The following is a 17,862-nucleotide window of genomic DNA, read 5'->3' as shown; positions in this document are numbered from 1 at the left end:
ATCGAAGGAGATGTCATGGATCGTCGTAACTTTTTGCTGAGCAGCGCCGCACTGATGGGCGGAGTCGTGCTCGCCGGGTGTGGCAACAGTGGGTCCGGCAGCGGCTCGGGCACCATGCGCATGGCCCAGTACGGGTCCACGCACCGCATTTCCCTCTTCGAAGAGGCGTTCACCGCCTACGCCGAGCACCAGCCTGACTGGACGTTCACGATGGACGGTGCCAGCAACGACGCCTACCTCGACCGCCTGGCCACCCAGGTCAGCGGCGGAAACGCGCCCGCCTTGATGGGGCTCTTCCACTCCGCGGTCCCGCAGTTCGGCAGGCAGAACGCGCTGGTCGACCTCGACACCTACATCGGTGACACGCTCGACACCAGTGCCTTCTCCGAGGGCCAGGTCGACCTGGGCCGAATCGAAGGGACGGTACGGGGCCTGAGCTTCGGCGACAACGTGCACGGCTCGATGTACGACGTCGACCTTCTGGACAGCCTCGGCTTCAGCCTGCCCGAGCCCGGCCACACCTGGGAGGACCTCCTGACGCTGAGTGCGGACATCACGCGCGCGGTCGACGGAGACTTCTACGGCACGGACGATCGGTCCGCACAGCTCGACCAGATCTTCAAGGTGTGGCTGTTGCAGCGCGGCAAGTACTCCTTCGACGAGTCGGGCGCGCTGGGCTTCGACAAGTCCGACCTCACGGACTGGATGGAGCTGTGGCAGATGTTCCGCGACGAGGGCGCCGCCCCGCCGGCGGAGATCACGGCCGAGGCGGGAGGAACGTTCGAGGCCTCGTCACTGATCCGTGGGTACGTCCCGAACCACCAGACCTATGCCAACGCACTGGCCTCGATGCAGTCGCTGACCGAGGCGAAGCTGCAGCTGACCACGATCCCCGTCGACCCGGAGGGCGCGGGCAGCGGGCACTTCATCCGCGGCTCGAACTGGGTGGGGGTCTACAGCCGCACCGACAACCCCGATGTCGCGGCGGGCTTCCTGGACTTCGTCCTCAACGATCCGGAGGGCGCCGGGATCCTCGGCGCCGAGATGGGCGCGCCGCCCAACCGTGAGCTGCGGGGCTCGCTCGACTACAGCGACGCGGAGCAGAACTTCATCGACTACGTCGACATGGTCACCGAGGACCTGGCTGACCCTGCGATCCCCCTCGCACGCGAGTTCCCCCCGTCGTTCCCGGACGTCGACCAGGCCTTCACGACGGCGGTCGAGGACCACCGGTTCGGCCGGTCGTCGGTGTCGGAGGCCGTGGACGTCTTCTTCGAGCGGGCGGAGAGTGTGACGCGGAGCCCGGCATGACGACGATGCTGCACCGGCGCGAGACGGTGACGACACCGCCCTCCGGCCCGACTGGCGAGAAGAACGGCCGCAAGGGGAGCCAGGAGAACCGCTGGGGATATCTCTTCCTGTCGCCGTGGTTCGCCGGTCTCCTCGTGCTCACCGCGGGTCCGATGGCGTTGTCCCTGTACTACTCGTTCACCGACTTCGCGCTCCTCAGCGACTCCACCTGGATCGGGACCGCGAACTACGAGCGCATGTTCACCGACGATCCGCGCTTCCTGTCCGCGATGAGCGTGACCCTGCGGTACGTGTTCATCGGGGTACCGCTGCAGCTGGTGTTCGCCTTGGCCGTGGCATTGCTGCTCAACCGCGGCATGCGAGGACTCGGCCTGTATCGCGCGCTCTACTACCTGCCGAGCATGCTGGCGGGAAGTGTGGCCATCGCCGTGCTGTGGCGGCAGGTGTTCGGCCGCGAGGGCATCTTCAACGTGATCCTCGCGTTCTTCGGCTGGCAGGACGCGCCGAGCTGGATCGCCGATCCCGACTATGCGTTGTACACGCTGATCCTGCTGCGGGTCTGGGAGTTCGGTTCTCCCATGGTGATCTTCCTGGCGGGGCTGCGGCAGATTCCCCGAGACTATTACGAGGCATCCTCGATCGACGGCGCCGGCAGGGTGGCGCAGTTCTTCCGGATCACCATCCCGTTGTTGACGCCGGTGATCTTCCTCAACATGATCCTTCAGCTGATCGGCGCCTTCCAGGCATTCAACAGCGCCTTCATCATCAGCGAAGGCACCGGCGGGCCGTTGGACTCGACGCTTTTCTACACGCTCTATCTGTACCAAGAAGCCTTCGCGAACTTCCGCATGGGCTACGCCTCAGCCCTGGCGTGGGTCTTGCTGGGCGTGATCGGTCTGTTCACCGCGGCGAACTTTCTCATCGGCCGCTACTGGGTGCACTACGAGGACGGAGGGCGATCGTGACGACGCTGACCAGACGCATGGAATCCGCGGCAGACCTGGCACGAGCGCGTCGGCGCCCGACCGCTCGGCGGATCGCGCTCTACGCCCTCGTCTCGGCCGGTGCGCTGGCCATGGTCTATCCCGTGGTGTGGATGTTCGGCGCCTCGCTGAAACCCGACACCGAGATCTTTACCGAGGTGGGCCTGCTTCCACATCAGTGGGATCTGAACAACTACGCCGAAGGCTGGTTTGGGCTACAGACCCCCTTCGGCGAGTTCTTCTTGAACTCGTTCATCGTGTGCGCCGGCGCGGTGGTCGGCAATCTCGTTTCCTGCTCGCTGACCGCCTACGCCTTCGCCCGGCTCAGGTTCCGTGCCAAGGGCCTGTGGTTCGTGATCATGCTCGGCACCATCATGCTGCCCCACCACGTCACGCTGATTCCGCAGTACACGCTGTTCTTCGAGCTCGGCTGGGTCGACACGTATCTGCCACTGATCGTGCCGAAGCTGCTGGCCACGGACGCCTTCTTCATCTTCTTGTTCGTCCAGTTCATCCGGGGAATACCCGCCGAGCTGGACGATGCGGCGAAGCTCGACGGTGCCGGGCCTGGACGGATCTACCTGTCGATCATCCTCCCGCTGCTGACGCCGGCCTTGGTGACCGGGGCGATCTTCACGTTCATCTGGACCTACAACGACTTCTTCTCGCAGCTGATCTACCTCTCCAGCCGGGACCTTTACACGGTGCCGTTGGCCCTGCGTGCCTTTCTGGACACGACGGGGCAGTCATCGTGGGGACCGATGTTCGCCATGAGCGCGCTCTCGCTCGTGCCCCTGGTGGTGATCTTCATGATCTTTCAACGCCAGATCGTCGAGGGCATCGCCACATCAGGGCTGAAGGGCTGACCGATGAACTGGTTCGGGGCTTTGTGCCGGTCGATCGCGGACGCGCTGTGGCTCAACGTCCTCTGGCTGGTGGCCAGCCTGACCATCATCGCGCTGCCGGCCGCGACAGTGGCGATGGTGGGCACGGCCGCTGCCATCCAGCGGCGCGAGGCGCCGGCGATCGCCAGGGACTTCGTCGGCCGGCTGCGGGCCAGCCTCATGACGGCGACGCTCCTCGGCTGGATCTGGATCGCGGTGAGCGCGCTGCTGACAGTCGACTTCATGCTGGTCAGCTCGATGGGCCAGCTGACGACGCCCGTGCGCGTGGTGCTCATCCTGCTCGGTGTCGCCCACCTCAGTCTCGGCGCGGTGCTCGCCAGCGTGATCGATCGCGCGAACTCGCACACGCCATGGGCCCTGGTGCGAATAGCCGCGCGGATCCCGGCGGCAAGACCGGGCGTCGTGGTTCAGACGCTGCTCGCGGCTGCCCTCGGCGCTGCGCTCGTCGTAGCGGTTCCCGTCACCGTTCTAGTCGTGCCCGTTCTCGTCGCCCATGCCGCAGCGTTGAGCTGGCGGCTGCGCGTGGCGCCCCTGATCTCATCGCCTGAACCCGCCCCGACGGGTCGATGAGTTCAGCCCAGAACAGCCCGCGTCGCGTCGCGTCGCTTCATCCGACCTCGCGTCCCCGCCGGCGCTCGGCCACGCGGTCCGCACGGTCGGCCGCCGCGAACCACCGCATCAGCAGCACGATGACGAGCGCGACCACGGGCAGCTCCCCCACCACCCAGGCGATCGCGCCGCCGAGGTGCTGGTCGGCCAGCAGCGACGGTCCCCAGTCGCGGTCGACGCTCTGCAGGTAACCCGCACCGATGACGGTCGTGCTGAAGACCAGCACCGCCGAGAACAGCCCGTGCAGGATCATCACGACCACCAGCACCGGGATGCGGGCCAGCTCGGACGGGCGGCGCGGCGCCGGGTCGACGCCCACCATGAGGAAGAAGAACATCAGACCTGAGGCGAGGAAGTGGGCCTCCATGAGCATGTGCCCCCACGCCGAGCTCATCAGGAACCCGAACAGCGGGCTGAGGTAGAGCACGTACACGCTCACCGTGAAGATCCCGGCCGCCACGGCCGGCCGGGTGTAGAAGCGGGCCGACGGCGAGTGCAGGACCCGCAGCAGCGTCCGCCGCCCGCCCACCGGCAGCGCCCGCAGCGCCAGGGTCACCGGACCGCCGAGCACGAGCAGCGCCGGGACCACCATGTTCAACGTCATGTGCTGGACCATGTGCACGCTGAACAGCGCCATCGCGTACGCGCCCACACCGGTGCAGGTGACGAGCAGCGCCACCGCCACACCGGAGCACCACGCCGCGGTGCGCCAACCGGACCAGGCGTCTCCGCGCCGGCGCAGCACGCGCACCGCCGTCAGATAGCCCACCAGGGCGAGCACCGAGACCGGTCCGACGAACGGGTCGAGGCGCACGGTGCCGAGGACGCGCTGCAGCGTCGGCGGACCAAGGTCGGCATGGTGGCCCGTCCCGCCGATCTCTCCGGCAAGGGCCGCCCACACCAGCCCGACGGCGAGTGCGACCGCCACCGGCAGTGGCCACCACCTCGCCGCCGTCGGGAGGAAGGCCCGTGACCGGGCCGCTGCCGTGGTGCCCACGAGGCGAGGCTAGGGCGCCTCGGAGCTTCCGGCGACCGCGGCAAGCCGGACCATGTCGTGGCCAAGTTCCGGTCAAGACACCCGGCCAGGCCGATATGCCGTTCAAGTTGTGAGGCCCGTGGGCCGACTGTACGTTCGCCGGACCGCAACGTTCGCGCACACCGCAATCGACATCCGCTGGGACGCTGATGAACGAGAGCAGGAAAGACGAGACGCCGGAGTCAAGCGGATTCTCCCGTCGGGCCTTCCTGGGCAGCGGTCCGGTGCTGGGCAGCCTGGCACTGGTCGCCTGCTCGCCGCGGCCCTCCGCGCAGGAGGCGGCACCCGTGCCGCCCGAGGGTGACACGCAGGCCCCGGCCCGTGAGCCGGTCCCGCCCAACCAGGTTCCCAGGCTCGGGGTGAACGAGTTCTTCACCGAGGCCGAGGCCGAGACCGTCGGGGCCGTCGTCGCCCGGCTCATCCCCGGCGACGAGGAGATCCCCAGCGCCCGCGAGGCCGGCGTGGTCAACTACATCGACCAGAAGCTTGCCGACTTCGCGAGGTTCGCCGAGCCGACCTACCTCCAGAAGCCCTTCGCCGCCGGCTACGAGAGCTCCCCCGACGAGGTGGCGGACGACCTCGTGGCCGTCCCGAAGGACCAGCTGTACCGCTACGGCTGGCAGTCGGGCACCCTGCCGCAGGAGACCTACCGCAACGGGCTGCCCGCCCTCGACGACTACTGCCGGCAGCGGTTCAGCGCCGCGTTCCTCGACCTCGACGAGGGCCAGCAGGACACCGTGCTCCTCGTCATGGACCACGTGCAGCGCCGCAGCTCGGGCGGCCGCGACAACGTCTCCTCGAACGCCCCGACCGACGCCGAGCTCGACGAGGCCGAGCAGGCCTTCGGCGACGTCGATCCCGGCGGCCTGTTCGCCACCGTCTACGGCGACACCATCGAGGGCATGTTCGCCGATCCCGTCTACGGCGGGAACCGCGGCCTCGCCGGCTGGAACCTCATCGACTACCCCGGACCGCAACGCTCCTACTCCCCGGAGGAGATGAAGAATGGCACCGACCGCGAGCCGCAGTCCCTGCACGGTCTGCCCCCGATGAGCCCCGCGCGCCAGCAGCCGCACGCCATCGCACCGATGCAGCAGTCGAACTCCGGTCCGCGCTGATGGCGCACCAGCACGATCCCGTCGACGTCGTCACCATCGGTGGCGGCTTCACCGCCGCGATCATCGCCGCCCGCATCCTGCCCGAGACGTCCCTGAAGATGGTCTCGATCGAGCAGGGCGCCAGCCAGTGGACGTACCCCGACTTCGCGCACAACCACGACTCGCTGCGCTACTCGCGCCGCTACGCGATGATGCAGGACCTCGCGAAGTCCACCTGGAGCTGGCGCCCCAACGCCGACATGCCCTCCCTGCCCTACCGGCAGTTCGGCTCCTTCCACCCCGGCCAGGGCCTCGGCGGGTCGATCGTGCACTGGTCGGCACAGCTGTGGCGCTTCATGCCCACGGACTTCAACTACCGCAGCCACTACGAGGAGAAGTACGGCGCGGACATCATCCCGGACGGCATGACCATCCAGGACTGGCCCGTCGACTACGACGAGATGGAGCCCTACTACGACGCGTTCGAGTACGACATCGGCGCGTCGGGGCTGGCCGGGAACCTCGGCGGGCAGATCATGCCGGGCGGCAACCCGTACGAGGGGCCGCGCTCCCGGCCCTTCCCGAACCCGCCGCTGGCGGTGAACGCCTACGCCGACCGCTTCTCCGAGGCGGCGGCCGAGCTGGGCCACCGCCCGTTCCCGCAGCCGTCCGGCATCCTGTCCCGCGGCTGGACCGACCCGTTCGGCAACGTCCGCTCCGGTTGCCTGTACTGCGGCTTCTGCACCCGGTTCGGGTGCGAGGTCGGCGCGAAGACCAGCCCGCAGACCACCTACCTGCCCGTCGCGCTGGAGACCGGCCGGTACGAGGTGCGCACCCGCAGCCACGTCACGCGGATCGAGCTGGCCGACGACGGACGAGCCACGGGCGTGACCTACGTCGACTCCCGCGGCGAGGAGCACTTCCAGCCCGCGGAGGTCGTCATCTCGTGCTCCTTCACCCTCGAGAACGTGCGCAACCTCTTCCTGGCCCGCAACGACGCTCACCCGGAAGGGGTCGGCAACGACCGCGGCCAGCTGGGCCGCAACTACACGTACCAGCTGTTCACCAGCCCGACGCGCGGCCTGTGGGAGGACGAGAAGTTCAACTTCTACATGGGCAACACCTCCACCATCGACATCATCTACGAGTACAACGGGGACAACTTCGACCACTCCGACCTCGGCTTCGTCGGCGGCTCGCAGATCTTCTCCCAGCCCTGCGAGCGCGAGCCGGTGACCTCCATGGACGGCCTCGTCGAACCGTTCGTCGACCGGCAGTGGGGCGCCGACTGGAAACGGATGGTCGGTCAGTCCTGGGACGGCGTCGGCACGCTGAACCTGCAGGGCGAGAGCCCCGCGCACGAGCAGAACTTCCTGGACCTCGACCCCCGGTACACCGACGCGTGGGGTCAGCCGTTGCTGCGGATCACCTTCGACTGGACCGAGAACGAGAAGAAGACCTACCGCTTCCTCGCCGCCCGCTGCGAGGAGATCATGCGCGCGATGGGCCCGGACCGGATGAGCGTCGAGCCCGAGCTCGGGGACTACCGCATCGACCAGTACCAGAGCACCCACCCCACCGGCGGCGCGATCATGGGCGCGGACCCGGGCAACAGCGTCACCAACAGCTATGGGCAGGTCTGGGACACCCCCAACGTCTTCGTCACCGGCGCCTCGCTCTTCCCGCAGAACCCCGGCGCCAACCCGAGCGGCACGGTCGCGGCGCTCGCCTACCGGACCGCCGACGCCCTGAAGGACCGGTACTTCCGCGCACCCGGGCAGCTGCTGACATGAGCCCCGCACGCCGCCGCTCGCTCCTCGCCGCCGCCGTCGTCACCGGTGCGATGACGTTGGCGGGCTGCACCGCCGACCCCGACGTGGCGGTCGTCAGCGTGGACGACGGCGGGTTCGAGCCCTCGACGCTCACCGTCCCCGTCGGCACGGAGGTGCGCTGGGTCAACGACGGCGCGACGTGGCACACCGTCACTCCCGAGGAGGCCGACTCCGGCTGGGACTCCGGGCGGCTGCGGCCCGGGCGGACCTTCGCGCACCGCTTCGGCGAGGAGGGCGCCTTCGTGTTCCGCTGCGAGGCCCACGCCCAGGAGGTCGGGGTTGTGGAGGTGGTGCCATGACGCGCCGCCGCACCACCACCGCCGCGCTCCTCGCGCTCGTCGCCACCCTCGGCGGCTGCGCCGGCGACGGCGGGCAGCAGTCGGCGCTGCGGCCCGGCAGCGGCGAAGCCTCCGCGATCGGCGGGCTCTGGCAGACCATGCTCGTCATCGGCACCGCCGTGTGGCTCTTCGTCTCCGTGGTCGCCGTCATCGCGGTCGTGCGGCGTCGTCGCGAGCGTGAGCACGACGTGGACCGCGAGCGCGAGGGCCGCCGGACCACGCTGTGGGTGGCGGTCGCCGGCGCCATCGTCCCCGCCGTCATCCTCGCCGTGGTCCTGGTCCAGTCGGTCGTCGTGCTGCGGGACAACGCCGACGGCGAGTCGGTCGCCGCCGCCGGCAGCGGCGGCGGCTCCGACCAGGCGGCGGTCGTCGAGATCACCGGTCACCAGTTCTGGTGGGAGATCAAGTATCCCGAGGCCGGCGTCGAGACCGCGAACGAGATCCACATCCCCGCGGGCGAGCAGGTCGAGCTGCAGCTCAGCTCCGCCGACGTGATCCACAGCTTCTGGGTCCCCGAACTCGGCGGGAAGGTCGACCTCGTCCCCGGCCGGTCCAACACCATGCGAGTCACCGCCGACGAGCCGGGCACCTACTGGGGGCAGTGCGCCGAGTACTGCGGCATACAGCACGCCAAGATGCGGATCGTCGTCGTCGCGCACGAGCCCGCCGAGTACCAGGCGTGGCTGCAGGCGCAGTCCGAGCCCGCGGAGATGCTCGCCCAGCCCGGCGACGCGTCGACCGGCGACCAGACCGGCGGCGACCAGACCGCGACGTCCGGGGAGGACGACTCGGGCCAGGACGTCGGCCCCTCGGCGGCCGAGGAGGCGGACTCCGAGATGGTGGCCCGCGGCCAGGAGGTCTTCCTGTCCTCCTCGTGCGTGTACTGCCACACCGTCGCCGGCACCCCCGCGCAGGGCAACGTCGGGCCGGACCTGACCCACCTGGCGAGCCGACAGACGTTGGCCTCCGGAGTTCTGCAGAACACCACCGGCAACCTCGCCGGCTGGATCACGGACCCGCAATCGATCAAGCCGGGCAACCTCATGCCTGCCACGGACCTCGAGGGTGAGGACCTGCAGGCGCTGCTCGCCTACCTCGAGAGCCTGGAGTAGCCCGTGACGAGCACGTCGACCCGCGCCGAGACCTTCGACCGCCTCTGGGCGACGCCGAAGGGCCCTCGGGCCCTGCTGTCGGTCCAGCACAAGACCGTGGGCGGCCGGTTCATGATCACGGCGTTCGTGCTCTTCCTCATCGGCGGGGTCGAGGCGCTGTTCATGCGCACGCAGCTCGCGCAGCCGGAGAACGACTTCCTCGCCCCGGAGACGTACAACCAGCTGTTCACCATGCACGGCTCGACGATGATGTTCCTCTTCGTCGTGCCGTTCCTGGAAGGGCTCGCGAGCTACCTGCTGCCGCTGCAGCTCGGCGCCCGCGAGCTGCCCTTCCCCCGGCTGAACGCCTTCAACTACTGGTGCTACCTCTTCGGCGGGCTGATCCTGTACTCCAGCTTCCTCGTCGACATGGTTCCCGACGCCGGATGGTTCGCCTACGTCCCTCTCAGCGGGCCGGAGTTCAGCGACCAGGCGATGGACATCTGGCTGTTCGGCCTCACCCTCGCCGAGATCTCCGCCGTCGGCGCGGCCGCGGAGATCATCACGGCGGTGCTGCGCTTCCGGGCGCCGGGGATGTCGCTGAACCGGATGCCGATCCTCGCGTGGTCGATGCTCGCCGTGGGCCTGCTCATCGTCGTCGCGTTCGTGCCGCTGATCGTGGCCTCGATCCTCCTCGAGATGGACCGGAGCGTGGGGACGACGTTCTTCGACTCCGACGCCGGTGGCAACCCACTGCTGTGGCAGCACCTGTTCTGGATCTTCGGCCACCCGGAGGTCTACGTGATGTTCCTGCCGGGCGCGGCGATCATCAGTCACGTCGTCCCCGCCCACTCGCAGCGACGGCTCGAGGCCTACCCCCTGGTGGTCCTCGCGATCATCGCCACCGCCGTGATGAGCCTCGGGCTGTGGGTCCACCACATGTACACCGTCGGGCTGCCGCCGGTGACCCTGTCCTTCTTCACCGTGGCGAGCATGTCCATCGCCCTGGCCAGCGGCCTGCAGGTCTTCGCCTGGCTCGCGACCATGTGGCTGGGCACGGTGCGGCTGACGGTCCCGATGATGTACGCGCTCGGGTTCATCGTCACGTTCGTCGCCGGCGGCGTCACCGGCGTCATGGTGGCCGCCGCACCGTTCGACGGCCAGGTCCACGACACGTACTTCGTCGTCGCGCACTTCCACTACGTGCTCATCGGCGGCGTGCTGTTCCCGATCTTCGCCGCACTGTTCCACTGGTGGCCCAAGTTCACCGGCAGGATGACCAGCCGGTTCCTCGGGCACCTGTCCTTCTGGCTGGTGTTCGTCGGCTTCCACACCACCTTCTTCCCGATGCACCTGTCCGGCCTGTGGGGCATGCCGCGCCGCGTCTACACCTACGAGCGCGAGCTCGGCGTCGGCTTCCTCAACCTGCTCTCCACGATCGGCGCCTTCATCCTCGCCGCCGGGGTCGTCGTCGTCGTGGTCGCCCTGATGACCGCGTGGACGCGGGGCCGCCCGGCGCCGGAGGACCCGTGGGAGGCGGACACGCTCGAGTGGCGGATGCCGTCGCCGCCGCCGAACGCGAACTGGAACGCCTACCCGGTCGTGCGCAGCCGCCACCCCGCCTGGGACGAGCCCGACGACGTCGACCGCTACCCCCAGGTCACCGAGGCCTTCGACCACAGACCGCTGGACCGGCGGCGCACGCTGACCAGCTCCGTGCTGACCGCCGAGCCCGACGGCGCGACCCACATCCCCCTGCCGAGCCCGTGGCCCTTCGTGCCCGCGTTCGGCCTGGCGATGGTCGCCGTCGGGCTGCTCCTCAAGACGTGGCTGGTGGCCGGACCGGCGCTGGCCGTGGTGCTGCTCGGCGTCGTCGGCTGGGTGGTCAGCAACGAGACCGAGCGCGGCGACGACGTCATCGGGCCGGTCGGCGGCGTCTTCAACCTCGAGCCGTCGGGGCCGACGTCGACGACGTGGTGGGCCGGCGCCGCGGCGGCGATCGCCGGCGCCGTCACCGTCGTCACCGTCGCCTTCAGCGGCCTCTACCTGCAGGTCAACGCCCCGGCGTGGCCGCCCGACGGCGAAACGCTCGACCGGCCCTGGCACTCCGCGGTCATCCTGGTCCTCCTGGCGGTGGCGTTCCTCGCCGCCCGGCACGGCGGCCGGCGCGGGTTCGACGACCCGGACGTGCGCGACGCCGACGACGGGACGCTGGTCGCCCAGCGGCTCGGCGGGTGGCTCGCCGTCGGGGCGGGGCTCGCCGCCCTGGTGGTGCTCGTCCTGCTCTGGGTCGGCAGCGACCTGGAGCCCAAGGTGCACGCGTACGACTCCACGGCGCTGCTGCTCCTCGGGCTCCAGGGCCTGTTCACCCTCGGTGCGGTCATGCTCACCGGCGCCGGGCTCTACGCCCGCCACCGGCACCGCCGCGGCAGCCGCACCGGGATGCTGCTGCAGGCCGCCGGGCTGCTGTGGGTGCTGGCGCTGGGCAGCTGGGCCCTGATCTGGATCACGACCGACCTGCTCCCCGTGGTGGTGGGCTGACATGGCGACGCACACCGGAACCTCGACCACACGGCGTGCCACCCGCCGCGGCGTCGTGGCCCTGGTCGTCCCACCGGTCGCCTGGACCGCGTCGCTGTACCTGTCCTACGTGGTCCAGGACTTCACCTGCTCCTCCGTCGCCAGCGCCGGCGGCGGCGTCGCCGGCGGGGCCCTGTCGGCAGTCCTGATCGGCCTCAACGTCGTGCTGCTGCTCGCCACCGTCGTCGCCGGCCTCACCGGGCTGGCCGTGGCCCGCCACGCCGGCCGAGGCGCCGGCCTGCTGCCGTTCCTGGGGTACGTGGGCGCCGCCGCGGCGGTGGTCTTCGGCTACAGCATCGTTCTCCTCGGCCTCACGCCCGTGGTGCTGGGAGTGTGCTGATGCCTCACACCGATCGAGCCCGTCTTGCCCTGGCCGCCGCGGCCGTGGCCGTCCTGGCCGCGTGCGGGCCGGACGAGCCCGCCGAGACCACCCAGCAGATCGTCCGCCAGGGCGACCCGGACGCGGGCCGCGCGCAGATCCTGGAGTACGGCTGCGCGTCCTGCCACGCCATCCCCGGCGTCCCCGGCGTCGAGCACGGCGTCGGACCGGACCTGGACAACCTCGAGGACCGGCGCTACCTCGCCGGTCAGCTGCCGAACCGACCGGAGGAGCTCATCCGATGGCTGCAGAACCCGCAGGAGATCGCACCGGGCACCGTGATGCCGGACATGGGAGTCACCGAGCAGGACGCCCGGGACATCGCGGCCTATCTCTACGAGCAATGACGCCCGCCTCCCGGCGCTGGGCCGTGGCCGCCGGTGTGCCGTGCGCGCTCGCCGTGCTGCTCGCGCTGGTGGTCGCACCGGTCGACGCCGTCCAGGGCCCCATCCAGCGGCTCATGTACCTGCACGTGCCCGCCGCCTGGTGCGCCTACCTGTGCTTCTTCGCGGTGCTGCTCGCCAGCGCCCGGCACCTGCGCCGGCGCACGAGCCGCTCCGACCGGCTGGCGCGCGCGGCGGCCGAGGTGGGCGTGGTGCTGACCGCCGTCACGCTGGCCACCGGCAGCATCTGGGGCGCCGGCACGTGGGGCACCTGGTGGGTGTGGGACGCCCGGGTCACCACGACCGTCGCCATGGGCCTGGTCTACGTCGCCTACCTGGCGCTGCGCGGCGCGACGACGACCCGCACCCCCGCCGCGGTGGTCGGCGTGGCGGGCTTCACCGTCGTCCCGGTGGTGCACTTCTCCGTGCTGTGGTGGCGCTCCCTCCACCAGCCGCCCACGGTGCTGGCCCCCGACCTCACTCCGCCGCTGGACCCACTCATGGGTCTGGCGCTCGCCGTGGCGGTCGCGGCCCTGACGGTGGTGACCGCGTGGGTGGTCTCCGCGCGGACGGCCGCCCTGTCGCGGGCCGACGCGGCCGCGGCCGTGCCCGCCGACGCCCGCGAGCTCACGGGGGCGCCGCGGTGAGCTGGTCGTCCTGGTCGAGGTCGCGGCGGCGCAGCGTCGCCGTCCTGGTCCTGGCCGCCGCCGGGCTGACGGCGATCGGCGTCGACGCGGCCGACGACGACGGCCTGGTGTACTACCGCACGCCCTCGGAGGCGGCCGGGGCCCCGGCTGGCGCTGTGACCGGCGCCGGCGGCGGGTCCGCGACGGTGAGCGAAGCGGGGGCCGGGGCCGCGGCGGGTTCCGAGCTGGTCCGCGTCGGTGGCCTCGTGGTCCCGGGCTCGGTGGACGAGACGGCCGACGGCGCCACCCTGCTGCTCACCGACGGTGCCACGGACGTCGAGGTCACCTACGACGGCCGGCTGCCGCCGACCGTTCGCGAGGGTGAGGGCGCCGTCGTCGAGGGCCGCTACGACGATGCCGGCGTGCTGGTGGCGGAGCGGCTGCTGATGCGCCACTCCAACGAGTACGAGGCCGCGCAACGGTGAGCGCCGCCGGCACGGTGCTGCTCGCCGCCGCGGCACTGTTGGGCCTGACCGCCGCGGTGGCGTGGGCGCGCGCCGCCGCAGGCCGGGTCCGCGCCGCGGCCGACGCGACCGGGACGACGACGTCCGAGCGGCCGACCACCTTCGAACGGGCGGGTGCGACCACGACGGTCCTGGCGCTGGCGGCGGTGGCGGGCGCCGTCGTCCTCATCGAGGTGGCCCTGGTCCGCCACGACACCTCGCTGTCCTACGTCGACCGGGTCAGCGACGCGACGCTGCCCGTGTACTACCGGATCAGCGCCCTGTGGTCCGCGCTGGAGGGCTCGCTGCTGCTGTGGCTGCTCGCCACCGCCGTGGTGGCCGCGCTGTTCGTGCGCCGGCCCCGGGACCTGACGCCGGCCGGGCACTGCGCGGCCGCGGCCGTGCTGGCCGCGCTGGTGGCCGTGTTCGCCGTCGTGACGCTGGTGGCCTCGCCGTTCGGCCCGGCCGGCATGGCCGACGCCGCCCGGCCCAGCCCGCTGCTGCGCGACCACGCCGCCATGGGCGTCCACCCTCCCCTGCTCTACGCCGGCTTCACCGCGCTGGCCGTGCCGTACGCCCTCGCCGTCGGCGGCCTGGCCACCCGCACGCTCGGCCGGCCCTGGGCGCGGGTGGTGCACGCCTGGACGCTGGGGGCGTGGGTGCTGCTCTCGGCGGGGATCGTCGTCGGGGCGTGGTGGTCCTACGCCGTGCTCGGCTGGGGCGGGTACTGGGCGTGGGACCCGGTGGAGAACGCCTCGCTGATGCCGTGGCTGGTGGCGACGGCCCTGCTGCACACGGTCGGGGCGCGGACCACGCTGGCGCGCGGCTGGGCCGTCGGACTGGCCGGCGCGGGCCTCGTGCTGGTACTGCTGGGCACGTTCCTGACCCGGTCCGGGGTGGTGGAGTCGGTGCACGCGTTCAGCACCTCCACGCTCGGGCCGGTGCTGCTCGGCGTGCTGGGACTGGCCACAATGGTGCTGCTGGCCCTGCTGGTCCGCCGCCGGCGGGACCTCGCTGCGGACGCTCCGGCGCCGCCGGTGCTGTCGCGCGGCGGGGCGCTGCAGGCCAACCGGGTCCTGCTGGTGCTGGTCACAGCGGTGGTGCTGGTGGGCTCCTGCCTGCCGGCCGTGATCGACGCCGTGGCCGGTGACCGGGTCTCGGTCGGGCCGCCGTGGTACGCGCGGACGCTGACGCCGGTCGCCGTCGTCCTGCTCGCACTGATGGCCGTCGGCCCGTTGCTGGCGGCCCGGCGGGAGGAGCCGCGTGCGCTGCTGGCCCGGCTGGGGCCACCGGCGGCGTTCGCGGCGCTCGTGACCGGCGTCGTCGGAATCCTGGTCCCCGACCTGTCGCTGGCCGCGGTGAGCGGGCTCGCGGGGTTCGTGCTCGCCTCCGCGACCCGGCACGGGGTGCGCCGACCGCGGGACCGGCGAGGCATCGGCGTGTTCGTGGCGCACCTGGGCATCGCGCTCGGGGCCGTCGCCGTGGTGGCGGGCGGGCACGGCGCCACCACCGAGACCACGGTCCCCGTCGGCGGCGCCGTCCGTGCCGGCGAGACCACCGCGACGCTGGTCTCCCTCGACCGCCGCGAGGAGCCGCACCGCGACGTCGCCGAGGCACGCGTGCTCCTCGCCGAGGGCGAGACGCCGCTGGGCACGGTGCGCCCGGAGCTGCGCTGGTACGGCGACCAGTCGACGATGCTCGCGGGGCCCGCCATCCGCGTGGAGCCGTTCCGCGACGTCTACGTCACGCTGCTCGGGGCGGACCCGGCCGCCGGCACCGCCACCCTGCGGCTCGCGGTCACCCCGATGATCACGTGGCTCTGGGCCTCGGCGTTCCTGACCATCGTCGGCGGTGTGCTGGCCGGCGTGCCGGCCCGGCGGCGCGGCGGCGCCCCCCGTCGTGAGACGGCACCCGAGCGTTCGCCGCTGGCGGCCGCGGCACGGGAGGCGTGATGCGTCGGCCGGCCGTGCTGCTCCTGCTGACCCTCGCGCTGCTCGGGGGCTGTGCGGGCGGGCCTGCGAACGGCGGGGCGGCCAACGGCGGGCCTGCCGGCGGTGGAGCCGCCGCGGCCGAGGAGGCCTCGTCGCCACGGGAGACGACGCCGGCCCCGGAGCTGGCGGGCCCCGGTCTGGCCGGCGGCCGGCACGACCTGGCGGACCTGCGCGGGTCGGTCGTGATCGTGAACGTGTGGGCCTCGTGGTGCGCGCCGTGCCGCAAGGAGGTCCCTGTGCTCGAGCGGGCGAGCGAGGAGCTGGGTCCCGAAGGCCTGGAGGTCCTGGGGCTGAACGCCCGGGACCTGCCCGATGCGGCGAGCACGTTCGTCGAGGACCTCGGGGTGTCCTACCCCAGCATCGTCGACCCCGAGGGGACCAAGGCCGTCGAGTGGGGCGTGGTCGGGATGCCGGAGACGTTCCTGGTGGACCGGGAGGGCAACATCGTCGACCGTCACTTCGGTGAGGTCACGCAGGAGTGGGTGCAGGAGGTCGTCGTGCCGGAGGTGCGCCGATGAGTCGTGCGGGAGATGCGCCGGAGACTTGGTCGGAGGGTGCGCCCGGATCTTGGTCGGAGGGTCCGCCGGGATCCCCCGGGCGCCGGCCCGCCCCGTGGATCGTCGCGGCGGTCGCCGTCCTGGTGGCCGTGGTGGGCCTGTGGTCGGCGGCGTCCCGCGGCCCGGAGCCGTCGCTGGAGGCCCGCACCGACGAGGTGGCGGCCACGCTGCGGTGCCCCACCTGCGCCGGGGAGTCGGTCGCCGACTCCGCCGCGCCGATGTCCGACGCGATGCGCACCGTGATCGCCGACCGGCTGCGGGCCGGCGAGTCGCCTGACGAGATCCGGACGTGGTTCACCCAGCGGTACGGCGACGGTGTGCTGCTGGACCCGCCGCGCCGGGGCGCCGGCTGGCTGCTGTGGGCGATCCCGGCCGTACTCGTCGTCGGTGCCGTGGCGCTCGGTGCCCGCCGCTGGCTCACGGGACGGCGATGGCTGGTGCCCCTCGCCGCCGTCGGCTCCGGGGCCGTCGTCGCGGCGGCATGGGTGGTCTCGACCGAGGGGCCGACCGGCGCCGCCGTGGCCGAGTCGGAGGGCAGCGATGCGCACGGTGGCAGCGCGAGCGCGCCGGCGCCGGTGTCGGTGCTCCGCGACGCCGTGGCAGCCGACCCGGCCGACGTCGAGCTCCGGCTCGCGCTGGCCCGGGCGCTGGACTCCCAGGGCAACGTCACCGCCGCGAGCGACCACTACGGCGCTGTCGCCCGGATGCAGCCGCGCGACGCCGACATCCGATACCTGCACGCCTTCGCGCTGGAGCGCGCCGGGGAACGCGAGGCCGCGGTCAAGGCCCTGGAGAACGCCCTGACGGCCGAACCCGACCACAAGAACTCGCTGCTGCTGCTCGGTACGCTGCGGTGGCGCGCCGGTGACGAGGGCGGCCGGGCGCTCCTCGAGCGGTTCCTCGAGCTCGCGCCGGACGACCCGGCCGCCGCGGACGTGCGCCGGATGCTCGACCAGCCCGTCGAGGAGGCACCGTGAGAGCCGGACGGCGAGGAACCGTGAGGGTGGAGCAGCAGGACACCGTGAGGGTGCGGCGCGAGGACACCGTGAGGACGTGGCGGGAAGACATCGTGCGGAAGTGGCGGGCGACGCTGGCCGCCGCGCTTCTGGTCGGTGCCGTGGCGGCGTGCGGCTCACCGGATGAGTCGGGTCCACCGTCGTCCGGGACGTCCGCTCCCCCGGCGACCGAGGGCTCGGCGGACGGGCAGCAGAGCGGCGCGCACGAGAACGACGGCCGGGAGGACGATGCGCAGCAGGACGACGGCCAGGAGGACGGTGGGCCGACCGAGGTCCGGGTGGGCCTGATGGAGTGGGGCATCGAGATCGCCGCCGACGAGCTCGCCGCCGGGGAGACCACACTCGTCGTGACCAACGCCGGCGCCACGGGCCACGACGTCGCCGTGGAGGGTGCGGCCGGAAGCTGGCGCACGCCCGTCCTCGGACCCGGCGAGCAGGCCACGCTCACCATCACCGCGGTCGCCGGCGAGCAGCTGCAGCTCATCTGCACCGTGCCCGGCCACGCCGAGCAGGGGATGCGCACCGAGCTGGCGGTCGCCGACTCCTGACCTCCGGCGCGGCAGCGGCACCGTTCCGCGAACGCCGCGCCGTCCCCCACGAACAACGGCGGGAGTCCGGCAGGAAT

General features: G+C 71.7%; 18 protein-coding genes. 17 read left to right on the top strand and 1 reads right to left on the bottom strand.

Translation table 11 applies throughout. From position 1 onward, the window contains the following. The first annotated feature begins 15 nt into the window (after positions 1 to 15). The 4 genes from ABD907_RS17880 to ABD907_RS17865 are packed head-to-tail and all read left to right on the top strand — an operon-like array spanning position 16 to position 3,769. Entirely contained in the window at positions 16 to 1,311 is a 1,296-nt protein-coding gene (locus ABD907_RS17880) for an ABC transporter substrate-binding protein (protein WP_345218030.1), read from the top strand. Then, positions 1,308 to 2,276: a carbohydrate ABC transporter permease gene (locus ABD907_RS17875; protein ID WP_486334117.1), complete on the top strand. Its 969-nt coding sequence runs from the start codon at positions 1,308 to 1,310 to the stop codon at positions 2,274 to 2,276. Before ABD907_RS17880 ends, ABD907_RS17875 begins: the two co-directional genes overlap by 4 nt. Next, positions 2,273 to 3,160 carry a carbohydrate ABC transporter permease gene (locus ABD907_RS17870; RefSeq protein ID WP_345218029.1) on the top strand — a complete coding sequence of 296 codons (888 nt, stop codon included), beginning with the start codon at positions 2,273 to 2,275 and terminating at the stop codon, positions 3,158 to 3,160. The genes ABD907_RS17875 and ABD907_RS17870 overlap by 4 nt, the downstream gene beginning before the upstream one ends. Before the next feature lie 3 nt (positions 3,161 to 3,163). Continuing rightward, a complete protein-coding gene (locus ABD907_RS17865) occupies positions 3,164 to 3,769 on the top strand; it encodes a DUF624 domain-containing protein (protein ID WP_345218027.1) in 606 nt (201 codons plus the stop codon). Positions 3,770 to 3,806: 37 nt separating this feature from the next. On the opposite strand, the gene ABD907_RS17860 is transcribed toward ABD907_RS17865, so the two are convergent. Further along, on the bottom strand, positions 3,807 to 4,805 hold the full coding sequence (locus tag ABD907_RS17860) for a cytochrome c oxidase assembly protein (RefSeq protein ID WP_345218026.1): 999 nt from the start codon (positions 4,803 to 4,805) through the stop codon (positions 3,807 to 3,809). A gap of 188 nt (positions 4,806 to 4,993) precedes the next feature. Here ABD907_RS17860 and ABD907_RS17855 point away from each other — a divergent pair, with 188 nt between their 5' ends. Genes ABD907_RS17855 through ABD907_RS17795 form a run of 13 tightly spaced genes read left to right on the top strand, consistent with a single transcriptional unit; the run spans position 4,994 to position 17,785 of the window. Then, positions 4,994 to 5,962: a gluconate 2-dehydrogenase subunit 3 family protein gene (locus tag ABD907_RS17855; RefSeq protein WP_345218024.1), complete on the top strand. Its 969-nt coding sequence runs from the start codon at positions 4,994 to 4,996 to the stop codon at positions 5,960 to 5,962. Continuing rightward, positions 5,962 to 7,734, top strand: coding sequence for a GMC family oxidoreductase (locus ABD907_RS17850; RefSeq protein WP_345218022.1), 1,773 nt, complete (start codon positions 5,962 to 5,964; stop codon positions 7,732 to 7,734). Before ABD907_RS17855 ends, ABD907_RS17850 begins: the two co-directional genes overlap by 1 nt. Further along, a complete protein-coding gene (locus ABD907_RS17845; RefSeq protein ID WP_345218020.1) occupies positions 7,731 to 8,072 on the top strand; it encodes a cupredoxin domain-containing protein in 342 nt (113 codons plus the stop codon). Before ABD907_RS17850 ends, ABD907_RS17845 begins: the two co-directional genes overlap by 4 nt. Beyond that, a complete protein-coding gene (gene coxB, locus ABD907_RS17840; RefSeq protein ID WP_345218019.1) occupies positions 8,069 to 9,223 on the top strand; it encodes a cytochrome c oxidase subunit II in 1,155 nt (384 codons plus the stop codon). Before ABD907_RS17845 ends, coxB begins: the two co-directional genes overlap by 4 nt. Before the next feature lie 3 nt (positions 9,224 to 9,226). After that, positions 9,227 to 11,743 (top strand): cytochrome c oxidase subunit I, encoded by a 2,517-nt coding sequence (gene ctaD, locus ABD907_RS17835; protein WP_345218017.1) that lies wholly within the window; start codon positions 9,227 to 9,229, stop codon positions 11,741 to 11,743. A 1-nt stretch (position 11,744) separates the two neighbouring features. Next, a complete protein-coding gene (locus ABD907_RS17830) occupies positions 11,745 to 12,122 on the top strand; it encodes a hypothetical protein (RefSeq protein ID WP_345218015.1) in 378 nt (125 codons plus the stop codon). Beyond that, positions 12,122 to 12,508: a c-type cytochrome gene (locus ABD907_RS17825; protein WP_345218014.1), complete on the top strand. Its 387-nt coding sequence runs from the start codon at positions 12,122 to 12,124 to the stop codon at positions 12,506 to 12,508. The genes ABD907_RS17830 and ABD907_RS17825 overlap by 1 nt, the downstream gene beginning before the upstream one ends. Then, positions 12,505 to 13,191 (top strand): cytochrome c biogenesis protein CcsA, encoded by a 687-nt coding sequence (gene ccsA / locus ABD907_RS17820; RefSeq protein ID WP_345218012.1) that lies wholly within the window; start codon positions 12,505 to 12,507, stop codon positions 13,189 to 13,191. Before ABD907_RS17825 ends, ccsA begins: the two co-directional genes overlap by 4 nt. Beyond that, on the top strand, positions 13,188 to 13,655 hold the full coding sequence (locus tag ABD907_RS17815) for a cytochrome c maturation protein CcmE (protein ID WP_345218010.1): 468 nt from the start codon (positions 13,188 to 13,190) through the stop codon (positions 13,653 to 13,655). The genes ccsA and ABD907_RS17815 overlap by 4 nt, the downstream gene beginning before the upstream one ends. Continuing rightward, positions 13,652 to 15,625 carry a cytochrome c-type biogenesis CcmF C-terminal domain-containing protein gene (locus tag ABD907_RS17810; RefSeq protein WP_345218009.1) on the top strand — a complete coding sequence of 658 codons (1,974 nt, stop codon included), beginning with the start codon at positions 13,652 to 13,654 and terminating at the stop codon, positions 15,623 to 15,625. Before ABD907_RS17815 ends, ABD907_RS17810 begins: the two co-directional genes overlap by 4 nt. Next, positions 15,625 to 16,182 (top strand): TlpA family protein disulfide reductase, encoded by a 558-nt coding sequence (locus ABD907_RS17805; RefSeq protein WP_345218007.1) that lies wholly within the window; start codon positions 15,625 to 15,627, stop codon positions 16,180 to 16,182. The genes ABD907_RS17810 and ABD907_RS17805 overlap by 1 nt, the downstream gene beginning before the upstream one ends. Further along, entirely contained in the window at positions 16,179 to 17,198 is a 1,020-nt protein-coding gene (locus ABD907_RS17800; RefSeq protein WP_345218006.1) for a cytochrome c-type biogenesis protein CcmH, read from the top strand. Before ABD907_RS17805 ends, ABD907_RS17800 begins: the two co-directional genes overlap by 4 nt. 20 nt (positions 17,199 to 17,218) lie before the next feature. Continuing rightward, on the top strand, positions 17,219 to 17,785 hold the full coding sequence (locus ABD907_RS17795; protein WP_345218004.1) for a hypothetical protein: 567 nt from the start codon (positions 17,219 to 17,221) through the stop codon (positions 17,783 to 17,785). Positions 17,786 to 17,862: the final 77 nt, after the last annotated feature.

The organism is Georgenia halophila (assembly GCF_039541595.1).
Note: the sequence above shows the minus strand (reverse complement) of the source record. Positions and strands in the feature narration are given on the sequence as shown.

Bases quoted from the DNA above. Each gene is read 5' to 3' on its own strand.
- ABD907_RS17855 (WP_345218024.1), top strand. From the start codon at position 4,994: ATGAACGAGAGCAGGAAAGACGAGACGCCGGAGTCAAGCGGATTCTCC.
- ABD907_RS17800 (WP_345218006.1), top strand. From the start codon at position 16,179: ATGAGTCGTGCGGGAGATGCGCCGGAGACTTGGTCGGAGGGTGCGCCC.
- ABD907_RS17865 (WP_345218027.1), top strand. From the start codon at position 3,164: ATGAACTGGTTCGGGGCTTTGTGCCGGTCGATCGCGGACGCGCTGTGG.
- ABD907_RS17850 (WP_345218022.1), top strand. From the start codon at position 5,962: ATGGCGCACCAGCACGATCCCGTCGACGTCGTCACCATCGGTGGCGGC.
- ccsA (WP_345218012.1), top strand. From the start codon at position 12,505: ATGACGCCCGCCTCCCGGCGCTGGGCCGTGGCCGCCGGTGTGCCGTGC.
- ABD907_RS17825 (WP_345218014.1), top strand. From the start codon at position 12,122: ATGCCTCACACCGATCGAGCCCGTCTTGCCCTGGCCGCCGCGGCCGTG.
- ABD907_RS17805 (WP_345218007.1), top strand. From the start codon at position 15,625: ATGCGTCGGCCGGCCGTGCTGCTCCTGCTGACCCTCGCGCTGCTCGGG.
- ABD907_RS17880 (WP_345218030.1), top strand. From the start codon at position 16: ATGGATCGTCGTAACTTTTTGCTGAGCAGCGCCGCACTGATGGGCGGA.
- ABD907_RS17830 (WP_345218015.1), top strand. From the start codon at position 11,745: ATGGCGACGCACACCGGAACCTCGACCACACGGCGTGCCACCCGCCGC.
- ABD907_RS17875 (WP_486334117.1), top strand. From the start codon at position 1,308: ATGACGACGATGCTGCACCGGCGCGAGACGGTGACGACACCGCCCTCC.
- ABD907_RS17845 (WP_345218020.1), top strand. From the start codon at position 7,731: ATGAGCCCCGCACGCCGCCGCTCGCTCCTCGCCGCCGCCGTCGTCACC.
- coxB (WP_345218019.1), top strand. From the start codon at position 8,069: ATGACGCGCCGCCGCACCACCACCGCCGCGCTCCTCGCGCTCGTCGCC.